We start from the raw sequence: 18,668 nt of genomic DNA on the forward strand, positions 1-18,668 counted from the left end.
GCCGGCGATCTATATCCGGTTTACGCCGCGCTCAAGCTTGATTACAGCTATCAGGACGATTCAACGGAACCCGACAGCCACATGGCCGACGACCACATCCGCTACGACATTCTGGCCCAGGAGGCGTTGCGCGGCGTCATGCGCAAGGTCCTGGCCGAGGTCGCGCGCACCGGTCTCCCGGGCAACCATCATTTCTTCATCACCTTTCTCACCGGCGCGCCGGGCGTGCGCGTGTCGTCGCGGCTGCGCGAGCGCTATCCCGAACAGATGACCATCGTCATCCAGTTCCAGTATTGGGACCTGAAGGTGAGCGACACCGGCTTTGAGGTCGGGCTGTCGTTTTCCGACGTGCCGGAAAAACTGGAAATCCCGTTCTCGGCCGTGCGCGGCTTTTACGACCCGTCCGTCAACTTCGAGCTCGAATTCGACGTCAAGACGGATACCCCGGCTGAACAGGAGACAAAGGCCAAGCCTGCTCCCGAACCGCTGGCCATCGTCGCCGAGAAAAAGCCCGAGACGAAGAAGAAAACCGCCGAGGCGGAAAAGAAGCCTGCCGCGGCCGACGCCGGCGCCAAGGGCGCCGACGTGGTGTCGCTTGACGCCTTCCGCAAGAAGTGACCCGACGGGCGGCGTGACATGGCCGAGATCGTCAATCTCCGTCAGGCACGCAAGCAGAAGGCGCGAGCCGAGAAGGAGCGCCTGGCCGAACAGAACCGGGCGCTGCATGGCCGTTCCAAACCCAGCCGGGATCGCGACCGCCTGATCGCCGACAAGGCCGATAAATTCGTCGCCGGCCATCGCCGCGAAAATTCGGGCGATTCGGACAAATCCGATGCTTGAAGTGTGAGTAGGATCGTCTCGTGAGCCCGGTGGAAAAGCGCTCGGTCACCATTCGCGGCCACCGCACCAGCTATTCGCTCGAAAAGCCTTTTTACGACGACCTGGTCGCCATCGCGGCCGTGCGAAAACTGACGCTCGCCGCCCTTGTCGCCGAAATCGACGAGAGCCGCCCGCGGGATGCCAATCTCTCCTCGGCGCTCCGGCTCTATGTGCTGGATTGGGCCAAGCGCGGCAAGTTGTAGCCTTCAGGCAACGCTATCCTGTTTCCTGCGCCGCGTGCCGAAGCCCAGCAAAGCCGAGCGGTCGCGTTCTTCGGCCTGTTTCTTCGATCTGACGCGCATCAGGTCCTTCCAGCCGACATAGCCCACCAGCCGGGCATTTTCTCGCGTGACGACCGGCAAATGGGACACGTTCGCCATCAGCAGCTTGTCGGAGAGGCCCTCGAGATACTCATCCGGATAGGCCAGCGTGACCTTGCTGCCGGCCAGCAGTTCGCCAAGCGGCGTCGTGCGGTGCTTGCCGGCGCGTCTCCAGCGCAGGATCGCCGGCGGGTCGATGACGCCGAGCACGTGGCCTTCTTCATCGACGACCGGAAAGCTCGGATGCCGCGTCTCGGGTGTGGTCAGGAACGCTGCAGCGCCATGCAGCGTCATCGTCGCCGGCACGCTTTCGACCTCGCTGGTCATCACCTCGCGCACCCTGGTCAGGGCGAACGGATCGACACGGTATTCGCGAACCATGTGATGCCCTCGCCTTGCGATTTTTTCGGTGAGGATCGAACGCTTCATCAATAGCACGGTCACCGCATGCGCGGTGGCAGTCGCCGCAATCAGCGGCACCAGGACATGGGTGTTGCCGGTCAGTTCGACCGCAAAGAAGGTGGCGGTCAGCGGCGCACGCATGGTGCCGCCCATCGTCGCCGCCATCGCCAGCAGTGCCCAGCAGCCCGGATCCGCGGCCGGCAGGAAGCCGGCGAGGACCGCGCCCATCGCCCCGCCGATGATCAGCAGCGGCGCCAGCACACCTCCCGACGTTCCCGAGCCGAGTGCGACCGACCAGATGATCGCCTTCACCACCAACAGGGTGAGCGCGGCGGTCGCTATCGTGCGGCCATCCAGCATGTCGGCGATATTGTCATAGCCGACGCCGAGCGCCTGCGGCTCGATCAGCCCGCCAATGCCGACCACCAGGCCGCCGAGCATCGGCCACCACATCCAGTGGATGGGCAGCTTCTGGAAACCGTCCTCGCAGGCATAGACCATCTGGGTCAGCAACCCCGATAGCAGCCCGGCTGCCATGCCGACCAGCACCCAGCCGGCAAGGCCGGGAAATGAAACCTCCATGCCGCCCTGAAACGGGAAGATCGGCCCCGGCAGATGCAGCATGGTGCGCTCGACCTCGGCAATGATCGAGGCGACCGCCACAGGAATGAAGCTGCGCGGCGTCCATTCGAAGAGCAGCAATTCCACCGCAAGCATGATGGCGGCGATCGGCGTTCCGAACACGGTAGTCATGCCGGCCGCCGCACCCGCCACCAGCAGCGTCTTGCGTTCATTGTCGCTGACCGGCAGCATCTGCGCGATCAGCGAACCGATGGCGCCGCCGGTCATGATGATCGGCCCTTCCGCGCCGAATGGCCCGCCGGTACCGATCGAGACCGCCGACGACAACGGCTTCAGGATTGCCACCTTGGCGTCGAGCCGCGAGCGTCCGAGCAGGATCGCCTCGATGGCTTCGGGAATGCCATGGCCGCGAATCTTTTCGCTTCCGAAGCGAGCCATCACACCGATGATCAGTGCCCCGATGACCGGAACAAATACCGAGGCATAGCCAAGCGGCGTATCCTGCAGTTTCAGGTCGGCGAGCGTGAACTGGCCAAAATAGGCGATGTTCGTGGCAAGCCGGATCAGCTTCAAAAGGGCAATGCCGGCAAACAACCCCGCGGTCGCAACCACCACCGCTATGCCGGCAATGAGCAGCACCCGGGCATCGGTGGTAAAATCGCGCAGATGGCCGGGGTTGGCGTGATCGGACTTCATTTGCAAACCTTGCTTTCTGGCGGCGTGCCGACTTGCGGATGGGTCGCTGGCCGTGCCACCGAAGATGGCGGGCACGAGCCATGTTGGTGCGCTCTGTATCGTAACACGATATAAATGTTCAAGGCCCGTTTGCGGCTTTGTCGGAAAGGAATCGATGGCAGACACTTCGAAGCCACAAAAGCGCGGCGCAACGATCGGGCCGGCCGACTACCAGAGGCTGTCCGAATTTCGTTACCTGATCCGCCGCTTTCTCGAATTCAGCCAGATCCAGGCGCAGGAAGCCGGCCTGACACCACGCCAGCATCAGGCCCTGCTTGCAATCAAAGGGTTTCCCGGCGGAGGGCCAGTGACCATTGGCGACCTCGCGGAGCGCCTGCGCATCCGCCATCACAGCGCAGTGGAATTGGTCAACCGTCTTTGCGAAGCCGGGCTCGTCGCGAGGGACCACGACGAGGAGGACCACCGCCGCGTGCTGCTGCGGCTGACCGAGCGCGCCGACGACAGTCTCGCCGATCTGTCAGCCGCTCATCTCGACGAACTCGGGCGGATCGAGCCGATGCTGAAGCGCTTGCTTGCTGGACGCGACACATAAGGGATGCGCCGTCACCCGCCATTCAGCGACTTTAGCAGATCGTCGATCGACGAGGGATCGAACTTGAGCTTTGGCGGGGGCTGCACTGGCGGTGGCACGTTATTTGCGGCCGGTGGCGCCCGTTCCGCTCGCTCCGCCGCGGCCTTGCGTTCGGCGTCGAGCCTTGCCTTCTCTTCCGAGGCGATCCGCAACGCCTCTTCCGCCCTCTGGCGTTGCTGTTCTTCGGCCTGCGCTGCTTCCTCGGCAGCCTGTTGCGCCGCCTTGGCTTTGGCTTCGGCATCCGCTTCGGCCTTTGCAGCCGCCTCGGCTTTCGCCCTGGCCTCGGCTTCGGCCTTCGCCGCTGCATCCGCCTTCGCCTTGGCTTCAGCCTGCGCCCTGGCCTCCGCTTCGGCTTGGGCCTGCGCCTCAGCTTCGGCCTTTGCCTTGACGTCCGCTTCAGCCTTCGCTTTGGCCTCAGCCTGCGCCCTCGCCTCCGCATCCGCCTGTGCCTTGGCGTCCGCTTCAGCCTTCGCCTTGGCTTCAGCCTGCGCCCTCGCCTCGGCTTCGGCTTGGGCCTGAGCCTCGGCTTCGGCCTTTGCCTTGGCGTCGGCCTCGGCCTTCAGCCGCGCTGCTTCCTGTTGTCTGCGCAGTTCCTCCGCCGCTCTTTCACGCTCGGTTTGCAGCGCAGCGTAGTAGCGCACCTCCCGCCGCAGCCTTTGTTTCTCGAGCAGTGCGGCTTGCATGGCTTCGACCCGCTGCTGCTCCTTTTCCAGCGCACGCTGGGTCAGGAACTGTGCCAGCGGCTCGCTGTCGAACTGCCGTTTGGTGGCGCCAAACGGCCCGTCGACGCTGAAATTCAAAATCGGTTCGGAGCCGACCAGCGCCTCGTCGCCGGGCCGGTAAGCGACCTCGCCCTTGGCATCGACGGTGCTGGTGTTCAGATCGGCGGTGATGTCGGCGGACAGCGTCGCGCCCGGGCTTTCGAATTTGACCGGCGGCGCCCTCAGCGTGCCGCCGGCGATGGTGAAGGCAATATCGGTGTCCTGCGCCGGAAAACTGCCCGCCGCGGCGATCTGCGGCACGAAGCCGGCAGTCTTCGACGCGTCGATATCGCGCCCTATCGCATCGGCCTTGGCGATGAATGCGCCAAAGGCATCGGGATTGAAGCCGGCAATAGTCATGCCCTTGAGCGTTGCCGTGCCGGAACCGGACAGCGCCGCAACCATCGCGTCGACCGATTTGCCGCTGGTCGAAAGCGCCGTCGAGAACTCGCCGCTTCCGCTGATGCCGGCCTCCGGCAGCACGGCTGCCAGATCGGCGCCGGCGAGTTTCATCTGACCGGAGAAAAGCCCGGTGCCGTCATTGTTCTTGAGCTCGAACAGGCCACTCAACGCGCCGCCGAGGAACTTTGCCTTGAGGTCGGAAACGCGGATGCCCTCCTGGTCGAGCTGCAGCGACAGCGCAGCGTCATAGGCGGTGGCAAGCGGACCGGCGGCAAGCGACGCCACCGTCAGATCGAGATCGGCGGTAAATGGCAGACTGGATTTCTGGCTGAACGGTGCCGTCGGCCAGGTCCTGTCATTGACAAGGAAGGCCTGGTCGCCGAACAGCATCACCGCGATCGGATCGAGGTCTAGCTCATCCAGCGACAGCGCGCCGGCAAGATGCGGCAGCCCCTCTTGGATGTCGATATTTACGTCACCGGAAACCGCCGCTTCGTTGACGGCGCCGCTGAGGCCGCTCAGCACCAGGAGACCATTGCCGTAATCGGCATCGGCTGCAAGCGACGTCGACATGCCGGTGCCCATGCCGGGCAGGCCGACGCCGGTCGTCATCAGCCATGGCTCGATGTCGGCCGTTTCAAGGCTGACCTTGCCCTTGGCGGCCGCGCCTTGAGGCGTGTCGGCAATTGTCCCGTCGAAACCAGCTTTGAAGTCATTGCCGGCCAGGCTGAAGCGTGTCGCCAGGCCGCCGCCAAGCGTGCCTTTGGCCGAGACGTCGGTGGTCGCCTCGCCGAGCATGCCGAGCGGCAGTGCCGGCAGACCGTAAAGCGCCAGAAGTGCGGTGGCGTCGGCATTCCTTGCGTTGAAGGTCAGTGTCACCGGCGCTTCGAGAGGCCGGTCGAGCGCCCCTTTGCCGGACAACGACGCCGAAAAAGCCGAGCCACCGGCCTTGCCCTGTGCGCTCATTGCCAGTCCGGTCGTACCGTCGCCATTGTCTGCGGCACTCGTGACCGCGTCGATACGCGCATCCTGGAACAACTCGGGATAGGCAGCAGCACGCTCCGCCAGCCCCTTCAGCACCGCATTATCCGGATAATGCCGGACGGCGACGTCGATCAGCGGCTTGAGGTCGACGGCGACCACCGAGGCGTCGAGCTTGCCGGTCGGGCTCGCCGGGAAATCCTTGATCCGGCCGGTGGCGCTGATCGAGGCGCCGGCAAGTCCGCCGACCGACAGGCGATCGATCTCAAGCAGCCCCTCGCGCAATCTAAGCGCAGTATCGACGCTATCGGCGGTCAACCCGCCGGCGCTGACCGGCCCGGCCTTGATCTGGAAATCGAGGTCGCGGTCGGAAAAGCGGTTGGCGCCCTTGTCGCTGACGAAGATCGAGGCGAAGGCGGCGAGCCCATCGACATCGAGTTCGCCACCTTCCAGTTGCATCAGCACCGATGGCCTTGTGTCGTCGGGCTGGCTGGAATCGATGCGGCCGGAGAACTTCGCCTTGCCTAGGATGAGTTCGAGATCGCTGAAGGCCTGGTGCTTCTCGCTCAAATCCACCTTGGCCTTGAAGCCGGCGGCCGGCAAGCGGCGGATCGCCTCGTCGACGTCCTTCGACAGCCATGCGGCAAAGCCGGAGGGCTGCGCCACCGCCAGAAGCAGCGATCCGGTGAAACCGAAATGGTCCTCGACGCTGACCATGCCGTTGGCTTCCAGCTTGGCGCGGCCGGGCAGCGTGGCGGCCAGCGATTTTACCGCCCAGCCGCCCTCGGCTGGCTCGGCGGACAGGTGCACGTCGCGAACGGTGGTATCGCCTGCCACCACCGCCGGCAGTTTCACCTCGACCGTGCCCGGTATGGTCGGCTTCGGCAGATCGAGCAGCGCCTGCTCCAGCGCCGCCACCCGCTCGGACAGCGTCAATCCGGCACCGGCCGCCGCCCCCACGGCCTCGTCGAACTGCACCTGCGCGCCATTGGCCTCGATCGAGAAATGCGGCTTCAGCCCAAGGTCGACCGCAGCCTTGCCGTCGGCTGTGTAGGGATTGTCGCGTGGCCCGGTCTCGAAGCGGAATTCGTCGACGCCGAGCTTCTGGTGGTCGAGCGAAAACTTGCCGTTCAGCCTGAAGCCCGGGTCCGGTTTGCCGGCGCTGACTTTCAGCGCCTCGCCGCCGGTGCCGCGCAGCTGCGCCGCAGTTCGGTCTGCGCCCGATATTTTGAACTGGCCCGAATAGACGGCGGCGCCCTCGACGAGGCCCACATTGCCGTCGGTCTCGATGACCAGCGGATAGGCGTCCGGCTCGGCCTTGAGCCTGAGCCGCATTTGCCCGTCCGGTTCGGCCTTGCCGGTGGAAGCGGCGATCGTGGTCCGCAACCCGTCCAGCAACAGCGAGCCGTCCAGCCGCCAGGGGCCGGCCAGCGACTTGGCCGAGATCGTCGAGTTGATCTCGGAAATGAGATGGCTGCGCCCGCCTGCGGCGTGGCTGAGCGCGATCTGTCCTTCCGTCACCGTCAGCTTCTCGATGGAGATCTGGCCGGGATCGAAGGGCGAGGACGGCCGTATCGTCCAGTCGACCGTGCCGTCGGCGGCGATGTCGATCGTCGCCTTCGGCCGCACCAGCCGCATGTCGAAGATCAGCACCTCGCCGCGCAGGAATGGCGCAAGTTCTGCATCCATCGAAAAGGTTTCGACGGTCATCGCCGGCTGGCCGTTGGGGCCACCGGCAACGGCGACGTTCGAGAAGGTCACCGAGGGGAACGGCAGCAGCCTTGCCGTCGCATCGCCTCGCACGGTCACCTTGCGGCCCAGGACGGCACTGGCCTCGCGCTCGAAATCGGCGCGGTAACCCGTCCAGTCGACAAAGTACGGCACCACCAGCGCCGCACACAGCACCAGCACAAGAAGCCCACCGAAGATCACGAACAGGCGTGCGAGCATGAACTCCTAGACAGTTGATAGTAAAGTCAGTGGCACTCTACCCGCATCAGCGTGTCGATAAAGAGGCAAATCGGGGCGCGGCAGCGGCCTGATGTCAGTCCTTTCCCGGCAATATCTTGCCCGGGTTCATGATGTTCAGCGGATCGAGCGCCTGCTTGATCGTGCGCATGATGTCGACGCCATGGCCAAGTTCGTGCCGCAGGAAGCCGATCTTGCCCTGCCCTATGCCATGCTCGCCAGTGCAGGTGCCGTCCATGGCGATGGCCCTCATATTGAGCCGCGCCACGAATTTTTCCGCCAGCGCGATCTCTTTCGGATCGTCCACGTCCATCAGCACCAGCACATGGAAATTGCCGTCGCCGGCATGACCGACGATCGGCGCGATCAGGCCCATCTCCGCGATATCCGCCTCGGTCTCGGTGACACATTCGGCAAAGCGCGAGATCGGCACGCAGACATCGGTCGAGAGGCCCTTGGCGCCCGGCCGCAGCGTCAGCGACGACCAATAGGCATCGTGCCTGGCTTTCCACAATTTTGTCCGCTCTTCGGCGACGCTGGTCCACAGGAACGGGCCGCCGCCATTTTCCTCGGCGATCATGCCGAAGGTCTCGGCCTGCTCGGCAACGCCGGCATCGCTGCCGTGGAACTCGACGAACAGGCAGGGGCTCTCCGGATAGTCTAGCTTCGAATAGGTCTTCATCGCCCGCATCTGCAGCGCGTTGACCAATTCTATGCGCGCCACCGGAATCCCCATCTGGATGGTCGCGATCACCGCGTTGCACGCCGCCTCGACGCTGGGAAACGGGCAGACGCCGCCTGAAATCGCCTGTGGAATGCCCTGCAGCTTCAAAGTCAGCTGTGTGATGATGCCAAGCGTGCCTTCCGAACCGATCAGCAGCCGCGTCAAATCATAGCCGGCCGAGCTTTTCTTGGCTCGCTTGCCGGTCGTCACTGCTTCCCCGTCGGCCATCACCGCGGTCAGCGACAGGACGTTCTCGCGCATCGTGCCGTAGCGCACCGCGTTGGTGCCCGACGCTCGTGTCGCCGCCATGCCGCCGAGCGAGGCGTTGGCGCCCGGGTCGATCGGAAAGAACAGGCCGGTGTCGCGCAGGTGCCGGTTGAGGTCCTCGCGCGTGACGCCGGGCTCGACGGTGCAGTCGAGGTCCTGCGGATTGACCGCAATGATGCGGTTCATACGTGACGTATCGAGCGAGATGCCGCCGCCCGGCGCATTGGTGTGGCCTTCCAGCGAAGAGCCGACGCCGAAGGCGATCACCGGCACGCGATGCGCCGCGCATGCGCGCACGATCTCCTGCACCTCCTCCGTCGTCTCGGCAAAGGCGACGCCGTCCGGCGCCTGCGTCGGAATATAGGTCGTGGTGTGCGCGTGCTGGGCGCGGATCGCCTGGCCGGTCTGGAATCGCTCGCCGAGCCGCTGCTTGAGGATGCCGAGTACGGCGGCAATGCCTTCTTCGTTGCGCTCGACCGGATTGAGGTCGCTTAGAGCCATCGATTCCTCCGCGAATGGACCAGCGTCCACCCTTGTTCTGCATCTAGGGATGCGTAGTCTCACCAACCACGCTCTGTCCAGTCCATGCTCATCCCGGCATGACGAGAAGGAAGTTTCCGATGCCCATCCCCGCCCCTTTCGTCTCTCGCGCCATGGACATCGAGGAGGCCTGGATCGACTACAATGGCCATCTCAACATGGCCTATTACAACGTGCTGTTCGACCGGTGCTCCGACGAAGCCTTCGAGATGATGGGGATGGGGCCGGACTATGTAAGGGAACGGCGGCTGACCATCTACACGGCGGAAGTCCATGTCTGCTACGTCCAGGAGTTGCATCTCGACCACAAGGTCACGGTCTCGTTCCAACTCCTCGACCATGACGAGAAGCGGCTGAGGGCCTATCAGGAAATCCGGCATCTCGACGGCTGGCTTGCCGCCACGTCCGAAACGCTGTCGCTGCACGTCGACATGGCTGGCCCGAAGGTAGCGCCCTTCCCCGCCGACGTCCTGGCCAGGGTGGAAGCGATGCGCGCCGCCCATGCCGCCCTGCCGATGCCGGAGCGCGCCGGCCGCTCGATCGGTATTCGTCGTAAGCCGGCTTGAACCACGGTCAAACCGCCGTTAACCTTACCGAGGTTTTAACGTGAACAAGCCGAATTGAGACGTTGAACGACTCAGCGCGGCGTTGGAAAACCGTCCGCATCGAATTGCGATACGGGCGGCGGAGCAGCAGCGGTTCGGGGAACGTGCATGAAAACCGATATCAAGGTCGAGGCGGACAGGCTGGCGGCTGATCCACGCATCACCGACTATGATTTCTGGCGCTCGCTGAAGAACCTCAATAACGAGATCTTCCACATCGCCAACAACAACGAGCCGATCCCCTTCGCCATGATCCGCTGGCGCGCCATCCTGAAGCAGGCGCGGATGAAACGCGGCCACGCCTGAACGGTGGGGGAAGAAACAGACCGGCCGTCCGGTTTGCATTTCTGATGATGTGCTGACGAACGATCCCAAGCGTCAAGGCTGGCGCTTCACCGCCCCGAGCGGCGACCGCGGCGCCACCGGCGACGACTGGATGATCGCCGTGTTGGTCATCGCATAGGGAATGATGCGGTCGATCACCCGTTCGAGTTCAGCCACCGAGCCGACATGCGCCAGCGCGATGAAACAGTCTTCACCGGTGACCCGGTCGCATTGGGCGATTTCCGGCAGGTCGCGGATGATCTCGGCGACGACGGCGAGCTGCCCCGGCACTGGCCGAATGCGCAGCCATGCCGACAATTTCATGCCGAGCGCGGCCGGATTGATGCGCACCGTGTAGGCCTCGATCACACCGCTTTCCTGCAGTCGCTTGATGCGCTCGGCAACGCTCGGCGCCGACAGGCCGACCGAGCGGGCCAGTTCAGCGGTGCTGGTGCGTGCATCCTCTTCCAGCAAGCGCAGGATTTTCAGGTCAGCCGCATCCAGATCGGAATTTTCATTTCGAAGGCGTTTCAGCGCAATGTTCCTTGCTTTCAGAAAGGGAAAAGGCGTAATGCCCGGCCATCATCCATATCAATGGCAAAAATCGCCTGCGATACTGATCCTATGGAAGATCGGACGCAAGCCCCAGCAGCAAGTCCGGCACTCGCCGGCCCCGCCTTTACCCTGGCGAACTCGGTGCCACCGCATCTCTGGTTCGGCGTCAGCGCCGTGTTCCACTATCTCGGGCCGGCCTTCGCGGTGCTGCTGTTCCCGCATGTCGGCGTGCTCGGCATGGCTTGGCTGCGCATCGCCACCGCGGCACTCGTCTTTGCCCCATTGACCCGGCCATGGGCGGTCTTCGCCCGCGCCGATCGCGCGACGCGGTTGTTGCTTGTGGCTTTCGGGGTCTGCCTTGGGGTGATGAATTGCTCGTTTTACCTGGCGCTCGACCGGCTGCCGATCTCGCTGGTGGCGGCGATCGAATTCGTCGGCACCATCGGCGTTGCGCTTGTTGGCCTCCCGCGCAATCTCGCCGCCCTCGCAATCGCTGTCGCCGGCACCCTGTTGCTGATCGACGTCAAATGGTCGAGCGATCCCGTCGGCCTGTTCTGGGCCTTCCTCAACGGCACGCTGTTCGTTGGCTACATCGTGCTCGGCCACCGCGTCGCGCGCGCCGGCGCCGGCGATGGCATCGCCGGGCTGGGTGCCGCCATGGCGGTCGCCCTTCTCGTCGTTCTGCCGATCGGTTTCGCCGATGCTCTGCCGGCTTTCTCGGCGCCGCCGCTGCTGCTTGCGGGGGTCGGCGTCGGCATCTGCTCGTCGGTCATTCCCTATATTTGCGACCAGCTTGCCATGTCGCGGCTGCCGCGCTCCAGCTTCGCGCTGATGCTGTCATTGCTGCCGGTCACCGCAACGTTGATCGGCGTCATCGTGCTGCGGCAGGTGCCGAGCCTCACCGACTGCCTTGGCATCGCCCTGGTGGTGGCCGGCGTGGCGTTCCATAAGCCGGCGCCGGACTGATCAGGCCAGCTTCTCCTTGAGGAAAGCGATCGTCCGGCCCCAGGCGAGGTCAGCCGCCTTCTTGTCGTAGCGGGCCGCCGACGTTTCGTTGTTGAAGGCATGGTTGGCGCCTTCATAGACATAGACCGAGTATTCGACATGGGCCGCGTCGAGTGCCTTCTTGAAGGCATCGATGCCGGCATTGGTGCGGGTGTCGAGCCCGGCATAATGCAGCATGAGCGCGGCCTTGATCTTCGGCACGTCCTCGGCCTGTGGCTGCATGCCGTAATAGGCGACGGCGGCGGCGAGGTCCGGCGCGTTGACGGCCAGCATGTTCACCGTGCCGCCGCCCCAGCAGAAGCCGACAGCGCCGACCTTGCCGTTGCCGTCCTTGTAGCCTTTGAGGTAGGCGACAGTTGCCACGGCATTGGCGGCGACCTGTGCTGGATCGAGCTGGGAAAACAGGTCACGTGCCCTGTTTTCATCGTCCGGTGTGCCGCCGAGCGGTGTCATGAAGTCCGGCGCAAGCGCCACGAACCCTTCCAGCGCCACGCGCCGCGCCACATCGCGAATATGCGGGTTGAGACCCCTGTTCTCGTGCACCACGATGACCGTGCCAAGCTTGCCGGTCTGGTCCGCCGGCCTGACCAGATAGCCCTTCATCTCGCCGGCGCTGCCGGGATAGCTGATGTCCTTGCCTTTCACACGCGGATCGTCTTCCGCCACGATTGCCGCCTGGGCCGAGTTCGCCGCCAGCAGCGGCGCGATCGCGGCAGCTGCCGCACCCGATCCGGCAAGCCTGGTCAATTGCTCCATGAAGCGCCGTCGGTCGAGCGTCAGATGCGTGTATTCGTCATAGGCATCGATCATCGCCTGGGTAATGACAGGCTCGACGACAGTGGGTCCGGCAGGTGTTGTCATGGCGCGCTCCTCGTCGGCCCCCCGCGGCAACATAGAGCCGAAGCTTGCCTGGTCCAGTCACGGCTGAGTGAGGCTGCCATAAGTCCCTGCACGAGGCCGTGATGCCTCGCGCCGCACTGTCGTTAAATTTTGGTCCTTTGTGGCAATGCTAAATGCACGCACCACAATGTAAAAAGAAGGGCTATGCCATACTCGGGCCATTTGGCGAACGAGAATGGCCATTTGGCGGGAAAAGAATGCCTGATTGACGACGAAGGAATACGCCCATGACCTTTCCCTCCCCGCTTCTGGCAAGTGGGTTCGCCCTCGCCGCTATGGCTTTGCTGGCGCTGCGGTTCACGGCCTTCACCGCCTTCAAACGTTCGTTGATCAAGATCCGCGCCAACCGGCACCCGCCCGCAAACACCAAAGCCTGAGGAAAGGTCATGGACGTTCAGGACATCATCAACACCGTCTCCCAGAAATCCGGTCTCAACCAGGCTTTGACGGAAAAGATCGCCGGCACGATTTTCTCGGTGCTCGAACACGAGGCGGAAGGCACGACCCTGTCGAACTTCTTCGCCAAAATCCCGGGAGCAGACGCCCTGGCCAAGCAGTATGATGTCATGGCTCCCGGCGCGGCTTCCGGTGGTGGCCTCCTGTCCTCGCTGGAGGGCGCGCTCGGTGGCGCTCTCGGCGAAAAGACCGGCGCGCTGATCAACGGCGTCGCCATACTCAAGGCATCAGGCCTTACGCTCGCACAGATCAGCCAGGCCGGCACGATGCTGGTCCAGCAGGCCGAGACAGCCGCCGGCCCGCAGCTGACCAGTGAGGTACTTGCATCGGTACCCGACCTGAAAGGGCATCTCGGGCTCTGAAGGAACTTCTCTATTTCGGCAGCGTATAGGCCATCACATAGTCGCCCGGCTTGGTACCGACCGAGCCGTGGCCGCCGGCAACGATGACGACCAACTGGCGCCCGTCGGCTACCGTGTAGGTCATCGGTGTCGACTGCCCGCCCGCCGGCAGCCGCGCCTGCCAGAGCTGTTTGCCGGTCGTCAGGTCATAAGCGCGCACATAGTCATCGACCGCCGCACCGAGGAAGGCGACGCCGCCGGCAGTAATCATCGGCCCGCCAATGCCGGGCACGCCGACCTTGAATGGCAGCGGCAATGGCGTCATGTCGTAGACGGTGCCGTTGCGATGCTTGTAGACGATCTTTCCGGTCCGAAGGTCGGCACCCGCCACATAGCCCCAGGGCGGCGCCTGGCAGGGAATGCCGAGCGGCGACAGGAACGGCTTCAATATTACTGCGTAAGGCGCACCATCATTGCGGTTCAGGCCCTGTTCGCTGCCCTTGGTGTCGCCGGGCGGCGGCACGTCGGCGCGCGGCACCAGCTTGGAGATGAACGCCAGGTATGTCGGCATGCCGAACATCACCTGCCGGACCGGATCGACTGCCACGCCGCCCCAGTTGAAGGTGCCGAAATTGCCGGGGTAGATCAGCGAGCCCTGCAGCGACGGCGGCGTGTAGCGGCCCTCATAGCGCAACTTCCGGAGCTCGATCCGGCAGGCCAGCTGGTCGAACATGGTGATGCCCCACATGTCGGCACCGGTCAGCGGTTTCGGACTGAAGCTCAGGTCCGAGAGCGGCTGCGTCGGCGAGGTATGGTCGCCCTCGATCGCGCCGCCCGGCGCCGGTACTTCCTTGACCGGAACGATCGGCTCGCCGCTGCGCCGGTCGAGCACATAGAGGTCGCCCTGCTTGGTCGGCCCGACCAGCGCCGGCACCACGCCACTTTCCGTGGTGATGTCGACCAGCGTCGGCTGCGCCGGCACGTCCATGTCCCAGAGATCGTGGTGCACGGTCTGCCGCACCCAGTGCAATTGTCCGCTGTTGAGATCGAGCGCGGTGATCGAAGAGGAGAATTTCTCGTCATTGGCGCTGCGTCCGGCACCGAGTTGGTCCGGCGTCTTGTTGCCGAGCGGCACATAAAGCAGCCCGAGCTTCTCGTCGACGCTCGCCGTCGACCACATGTTGGGTGAGTTGTTGGTGTAGGTCTGGTCCGGCGGCAGCGGCGTCGTCTGATCCGGATTGCCGGAATCCCAATTCCACAACAGCGCGCCGGTGTCGGCATCGTAGGCACGGATGACCCCGGACGGCTCCTGCGTCGAATAATTGTCGTTGACCGCGCCGCCGACGATGATCTTGTTGGCGACGATCAGCGGCGCCGAGGTCGAATAATAATAGCCCGGCTTCGGATATGGCATGTTGGCGAGCAGGTTCAGCGTGCCGCCTTCGGCGAAAGTCGGGCAGACCTGGCCATTCGCCGCATCGAGCGCGATCAGCCGGGCGTCGGATGTCGGCAGGTAGATGCGTGTGGCGCAGGGCTGGCCGGCGGCGACCTTGGCATCGGCATAATAGGACACGCCGCGGCAGGTCTGGTGCTGGCGGTCCTTGTCGAGCTTGACCTGCGGATCGAAGCGCCATTTCTCCTTGCCGCTCGCGGCGTCGATGGCGATGGCGAAATTATGCGGCGTGCAGATGTAGAGCGTGTCGGCGATTTTTAGCGGCGTCACCTGATAGGTCGTCTCGCCGATGTCGTCGGGCCCTTTCACGTCGCCGGTGCGATAGGTCCAGGCCGGCTGCAGATTGGCAACGTTTTCGGCGGTGATCTGGTCGAGCGGCGAATAGCGCTGGCCATATTGCGTGCGGCCGTAATAGTGCCATTCGCCAGCCGGCACGTTGCCGCCGAGATCGGCCGTCGGCGTCACCTTGTCGGTGTTGAGTTCACCCGTAATATCCTTTGGATCGGTCGTCATCGAATAGCCGGCGACCGCAAGCGAGGCCAGCACGGCGAGGATCAGCGGCGCGCGTCCGTCGGGACCGGTAAGCCCGCGCCGCGCCCATGGCGTCAGCAGCCACAGCGCGACAAGCACGATGATGCCGCCGCGCGGGCCGAGCTCCCACCAGTCGAAGCCGATCTCCCAGACCGCCCAGGCGAGCGTGCCGAGCACGATCGCCGCGTAGAGCCACAGCGCCGTGGATCTGCGCCTGTAGAGCAGCCAGGCCGCGACAAGGAAAGCTAGACCGACGATGACGTAATACCAGCTGCCCCCCAGCGTCACGAGCCAGATGCCGCCGCCGCCAACCGCCAGGCCGATGAGGAAAAGGATCAGGGAGGTGATGACCACAGCCAAGACGGTGCTCCTTCGACTGGTGCGCTCCGCGACGCGTCCATGGGCAACCCCGCATTGCGTTCCTGCCCCCACGCAACTTTCTCCGGCCCGCCTCCCCTGTCAAGCAAGCTCGGCGTTTTACGGCGCCGGCCCATCGCAAGCCCGGCGTTTTGGTTAGCGGACCCATTCAGATTGTGAGTCTACCGACTGGACAGAGAACAAAACGGAGACACTTCTGGCCTTTCGCTGCCGAATCACTACATTCGGGGGGAGATGTCCGGCTTTTCGGAAGACATGCCCTTTTTTGACGAACCGAACGCGCGGCCCGTGGCCCCGTCGGGCATTGCCGCGCGCGCCATGGCTGCCCGCAGCAACCAGAACAACGCGCCCGATTATCTCAACGGCCTCAACCCCGAGCAGCGGCTGGCGGTGGAAACCACCGAAGGCCCGGTGCTGGTGCTGGCCGGCGCCGGCACCGGCAAAACGCGCGTCCTGACCACCCGCATCGCCCACATCCTTGCCACCGGCAAGGCTTTCCCCTCGCAGATCCTCGCCGTCACCTTCACCAACAAGGCGGCGCGCGAGATGAAGCAGCGCATCGGCCTGTTGATCGGCGAAGGCAATGTCGAGGGCATGCCGTGGCTCGGCACCTTCCACTCGATTGGAGTGAAGCTGCTGCGCAGACATGCCGAGCTGGCCGGGCTCAAATCCGACTTCACCATTCTCGACACCGATGATGTCGTGCGCCTGATCAAGCAGCTTATCCAGGCCGAAGGGCTGGACGACAAGCGCTGGCCGGCCAAGCAGTTCGCCCAGATGATCGACGGCTGGAAGAACAAGGGCCTTGGCCCCGCCGACATCCCCGAGGGCGATGCCCGTGCCTTCGCCAACGGCAAGGGCCGCGAGCTCTACAAGGCCTACCAGGAGCGCCTGAAAACGCTGAACGCTTGCGACTTCGGCGATCTCCTGTGCCACCCGATCCGCATCTTCCGCGCCAATCCGGACGTGCTGAAGGAATACCACAAGCGCTTCCGCTACATCCTCGTTGACGAGTATCAGGACACCAACACCGCCCAGTACATGTGGCTGCGGCTGCTGGCGCAGCGGCCGCAATCCTCCCCCCTTGAGGGGGAGGTGCCCGCGAAGCGGGCGGAGGGGGTCGCCGCAGAAGGCACCGCTAGAGCGTCGAGCACTGCCGCCGGTAGGTCGAGCACTGCCGCACGGACCCCACCCGACCGGGCTTCGCCCGGCCACCCTCCCCTCAAGGGGGAGGGAAGTCCGCGCCTGTCCACCGTAAATATCTGCTGCGTCGGCGACGACGACCAGTCGATCTATGGCTGGCGCGGCGCCGAGGTCGACAACATCCTGCGCTTCGACAAGGATTTCCCCGGCGCCACCATCATAAGGCTGGAGCGCAATTATCGCTCCACTGCGCACATCCTCGGCACGGCGTCCCACCTGATCGCCCACAATGAGGGCCGCTTCGGCAAGACGCTGTTCACCGAAAAGATCGCCGAGGACGACGAGAAGGTGCATGTCCATGCCGCCTGGGATTCCGAAGAGGAGGCCCGCGCCGTCGGCGAGACCATCGAGGCCTATCAGCGCCAGAAGCACAATCTCAACGACATGGCGATCCTCGTCCGCGCGTCCTTCCAGATGCGCGAATTCGAGGACCGCTTCGTCACGCTCGGCCTCAACTACCGCGTCATCGGCGGCCCGCGCTTCTACGAGCGCCTCGAAATCCGCGATGCGCTGGCCTTTTTCCGCGTCGTCGCGCAAGGCGCCGACGACCTCGCCTTCGAGCGCATCGTCAACGTGCCGAAGCGCGGCTTGGGCGAGGCCACCATCCGCCAGATCCACGACACCGCACGCGCGCTGCGCATCCCGATGCTGGAGGCGGCGGCAAAACTCGCCGAGAGCGACGAGCTGAAGCCGAAGCCGCGCGCCGCGCTGCGCGAGGTATCGGCCAATTTCGAGCGCTGGCAGAAGGCGCTGGAAACCACGCCGCACACCGAGCTCGCCGAGACCATTCTGGAGGAGAGCGGCTACACCGACATGTGGAAGAACGACCGTTCGATCGAAGCGCCCGGCCGGCTCGAGAACTTAAAAGAACTGATCCGCTCCATGGAGGAGTACGAGTCGCTGCGTTCTTTCCTCGAACATGTCGCGCTGGTGATGGACGCCGAGCAGAATGCCGAGCTCGACGCCGTCAACATCATGACGCTGCATTCGGCCAAGGGCCTCGAATTCGAAACCGTGTTCCTGCCCGGCTGGGAAGAAGGCCTGTTCCCGCACCAACGCTCGCTCGACGAGGGCGGCCGCTCCGGGCTCGAGGAGGAACGCCGCCTCGCCTATGTCGGCCTGACCCGCGCCAAGAAGAACCTGCACATCTGGTTCGTCTCCAACCGCCGCATCCACGGCCTCTGGCAATCGACCATCCCGTCGCGCTTCCTCGACGAGCTGCCGGAAGCCCATGTCGAAGTTTCCGAGAGCGGCAACTCCTACGGCGGCTACGGCAATGCCTATGGCGGCGCCTCGTTCGCCTCCGGTCGCGGCGGCCAAGGGGCAGGCAGGCAGAATCCTTATGGGGCGTCGCGCTTCGACAACATTGGCGGCAATTCCGGCGCCGAGAAATCCGGCGCTTTCTCCAGCACCTATGCGACGCCGGGCTGGCAGCGCGCCCAAGCCAACCGCACCGAGGCCACCGACCGCAATTGGGGCACCCGCTCCGGCCACCAGGTCGAGCGCATCGGCTATGGCGAAACCGACTCCGGCTACGGCGCCGGCCGCACCTCGGTCAAGGGCCGCACCATCGACGGCGAGCTGGTCGCCAAATCCGTCGCCGACACGCCATCCCCCTTCAGCGTCGGCGACCGCGTCTTCCACCAGAAATTCGGCAACGGCAACATCTCGGCCATCGAAGGCAACAAGCTGACCATCGACTTCGACAAAGCCGGCCAGAAACGCGTGCTGGACGGATTTGTTACTGGGGTTTGAAATCGCCCC

At 64.4% G+C, this 18,668-nt stretch carries 16 protein-coding genes; 10 read left to right on the forward strand and 6 right to left on the reverse strand.

Annotated features, from left to right (window positions below):
* The first annotated feature begins 81 nt into the window (after positions 1 to 81).
* The 3 genes from NKI54_RS17090 to NKI54_RS17100 are packed head-to-tail and all read left to right on the forward strand — an operon-like array spanning position 82 to position 1,082.
* Positions 82 to 618, forward strand: a complete 537-nt coding sequence (locus tag NKI54_RS17090; RefSeq protein ID WP_023676707.1) for an SspB family protein — start codon at positions 82 to 84, stop codon at positions 616 to 618.
* 18 nt (positions 619 to 636) lie between these two features.
* Positions 637 to 840 carry a DUF4169 family protein gene (locus NKI54_RS17095; protein ID WP_023676708.1) on the forward strand — a complete coding sequence of 68 codons (204 nt, stop codon included), beginning with the start codon at positions 637 to 639 and terminating at the stop codon, positions 838 to 840.
* A gap of 20 nt (positions 841 to 860) precedes the next feature.
* On the forward strand, positions 861 to 1,082 hold the full coding sequence (locus tag NKI54_RS17100; RefSeq protein WP_352450079.1) for a ribbon-helix-helix domain-containing protein: 222 nt from the start codon (positions 861 to 863) through the stop codon (positions 1,080 to 1,082).
* Positions 1,083 to 1,085: 3 nt separating this feature from the next.
* Here NKI54_RS17100 and NKI54_RS17105 read toward each other — a convergent pair whose 3' ends face one another.
* Positions 1,086 to 2,879 carry a chloride channel protein gene (locus NKI54_RS17105; RefSeq protein WP_352636645.1) on the reverse strand — a complete coding sequence of 598 codons (1,794 nt, stop codon included), beginning with the start codon at positions 2,877 to 2,879 and terminating at the stop codon, positions 1,086 to 1,088.
* A 154-nt stretch (positions 2,880 to 3,033) separates the two neighbouring features.
* Here NKI54_RS17105 and NKI54_RS17110 point away from each other — a divergent pair, with 154 nt between their 5' ends.
* Positions 3,034 to 3,471 (forward strand): MarR family winged helix-turn-helix transcriptional regulator, encoded by a 438-nt coding sequence (locus NKI54_RS17110; protein WP_352622738.1) that lies wholly within the window; start codon positions 3,034 to 3,036, stop codon positions 3,469 to 3,471.
* 11 nt (positions 3,472 to 3,482) lie between these two features.
* Here NKI54_RS17110 and NKI54_RS17115 read toward each other — a convergent pair whose 3' ends face one another.
* Entirely contained in the window at positions 3,483 to 7,604 is a 4,122-nt protein-coding gene (locus NKI54_RS17115) for an AsmA family protein (RefSeq protein ID WP_352636644.1), read from the reverse strand.
* Between the two features lie 94 nt (positions 7,605 to 7,698).
* Positions 7,699 to 9,114 (reverse strand): FAD-binding oxidoreductase, encoded by a 1,416-nt coding sequence (locus NKI54_RS17120; RefSeq protein WP_352636643.1) that lies wholly within the window; start codon positions 9,112 to 9,114, stop codon positions 7,699 to 7,701.
* Between the two features lie 119 nt (positions 9,115 to 9,233).
* Here NKI54_RS17120 and NKI54_RS17125 point away from each other — a divergent pair, with 119 nt between their 5' ends.
* Together NKI54_RS17125 and NKI54_RS17130 are read left to right on the forward strand one after the other, a co-directional pair.
* Positions 9,234 to 9,719 carry a thioesterase family protein gene (locus NKI54_RS17125; RefSeq protein WP_352589543.1) on the forward strand — a complete coding sequence of 162 codons (486 nt, stop codon included), beginning with the start codon at positions 9,234 to 9,236 and terminating at the stop codon, positions 9,717 to 9,719.
* Positions 9,720 to 9,866: 147 nt separating this feature from the next.
* Entirely contained in the window at positions 9,867 to 10,064 is a 198-nt protein-coding gene (locus tag NKI54_RS17130) for a hypothetical protein (RefSeq protein ID WP_023676715.1), read from the forward strand.
* A 72-nt stretch (positions 10,065 to 10,136) separates the two neighbouring features.
* Here NKI54_RS17130 and NKI54_RS17135 read toward each other — a convergent pair whose 3' ends face one another.
* On the reverse strand, positions 10,137 to 10,616 hold the full coding sequence (locus tag NKI54_RS17135) for an Lrp/AsnC family transcriptional regulator (protein WP_352692070.1): 480 nt from the start codon (positions 10,614 to 10,616) through the stop codon (positions 10,137 to 10,139).
* Between the two features lie 90 nt (positions 10,617 to 10,706).
* On the opposite strand from NKI54_RS17135, the gene NKI54_RS17140 reads away from it, so the two are divergent.
* Complete coding sequence (locus NKI54_RS17140; protein ID WP_352692006.1) at positions 10,707 to 11,603, forward strand: EamA family transporter; 897 nt, start codon at positions 10,707 to 10,709, stop codon at positions 11,601 to 11,603.
* On the opposite strand, the gene NKI54_RS17145 is transcribed toward NKI54_RS17140, so the two are convergent.
* Complete coding sequence (locus NKI54_RS17145) at positions 11,604 to 12,503, reverse strand: dienelactone hydrolase family protein (RefSeq protein ID WP_352692008.1); 900 nt, start codon at positions 12,501 to 12,503, stop codon at positions 11,604 to 11,606.
* Between the two features lie 266 nt (positions 12,504 to 12,769).
* Between NKI54_RS17145 and NKI54_RS17150 the strand changes: the two genes are divergently transcribed.
* Together NKI54_RS17150 and NKI54_RS17155 are read left to right on the forward strand one after the other, a co-directional pair.
* Positions 12,770 to 12,919: a hypothetical protein gene (locus NKI54_RS17150; protein ID WP_023676719.1), complete on the forward strand. Its 150-nt coding sequence runs from the start codon at positions 12,770 to 12,772 to the stop codon at positions 12,917 to 12,919.
* A gap of 9 nt (positions 12,920 to 12,928) precedes the next feature.
* Positions 12,929 to 13,360 carry a hypothetical protein gene (locus NKI54_RS17155; RefSeq protein ID WP_352692009.1) on the forward strand — a complete coding sequence of 144 codons (432 nt, stop codon included), beginning with the start codon at positions 12,929 to 12,931 and terminating at the stop codon, positions 13,358 to 13,360.
* 10 nt (positions 13,361 to 13,370) lie between these two features.
* On the opposite strand, the gene NKI54_RS17160 is transcribed toward NKI54_RS17155, so the two are convergent.
* Positions 13,371 to 15,683 carry a glucose/quinate/shikimate family membrane-bound PQQ-dependent dehydrogenase gene (locus NKI54_RS17160; RefSeq protein WP_352692010.1) on the reverse strand — a complete coding sequence of 771 codons (2,313 nt, stop codon included), beginning with the start codon at positions 15,681 to 15,683 and terminating at the stop codon, positions 13,371 to 13,373.
* 252 nt (positions 15,684 to 15,935) lie between these two features.
* On the opposite strand from NKI54_RS17160, the gene NKI54_RS17165 reads away from it, so the two are divergent.
* Entirely contained in the window at positions 15,936 to 18,659 is a 2,724-nt protein-coding gene (locus tag NKI54_RS17165) for an ATP-dependent helicase (protein ID WP_352692012.1), read from the forward strand.
* Positions 18,660 to 18,668 lie beyond the last annotated feature (9 nt).

Origin of the sequence: Mesorhizobium sp. M0663, from assembly GCF_040320585.1 — a bacterium.
In the GTDB taxonomy this organism is placed as follows: domain Bacteria; phylum Pseudomonadota; class Alphaproteobacteria; order Rhizobiales; family Rhizobiaceae; genus Mesorhizobium.